Source organism: Vibrio sp. 1078-1 (assembly GCF_033340475.1).
The window spans coordinates 1-582 of record NZ_JAWOWM010000638.1 but is presented as its reverse complement, the minus strand read 5'-3'; the positions used below and the strand labels follow the sequence as shown (position 1 = coordinate 582).

At 46.4% G+C, this 582-nt stretch carries 1 protein-coding gene; it reads right to left on the bottom strand.

The window, feature by feature from the left end:
- Positions 1–29: 29 nt before the first annotated feature.
- Positions 30–582, bottom strand: a 553-nt coding sequence (locus R7190_RS29235) for an efflux RND transporter permease subunit (RefSeq protein ID WP_318138120.1), incomplete at its 5' end; no start/stop codon positions are given.

The window sequence follows — 582 nt, the reverse complement described above, 5'->3', positions numbered from 1 at the left end:
GAACTTTACATCGTTACTTTACATTAAGCCTATTTCGGCACCGACACTTTATGGAACAGACGATACAACACTGGCACGACAATAAGTGTCAGGATGGTGGCAAAACCTAAACCAAACATAATCGTTACCGCCATCGGTTTAAAGAAGATATCAGGTAGAAGAGGAATCATACCCAAAATGGTGGTGATCGCTGCCATACACACTGGGCGAACACGACTGACTGCCGCATCAACCACTGCGTCATACGCCTCTTTCCCCGACTTCATCTCAATTTCAATTTGGTCGAGCAGAACAATGCCGTTTTTGAGTACCATACCGGATAAGCTCAAAAAGCCCAGTAACGCCATAAAGCCAAACGGCGTATTGAGTGCCAACAAGCCCGTGGTGACACCAATCAATGCCAGTGGCACAGTGAGCCAAACAATCAGCGGTTCTTTAATCGAGTTGAATAGGAACACGGTGATCAAGAACATGAACAAGTAGCCCATTGGCATCGTTGTGAACAGAGACTCTTGAGCATCACCTGAAGACTCATACTCACCGCCCCACTCTAGAGAATAGCCAGGTGGCATTTGAATAGCT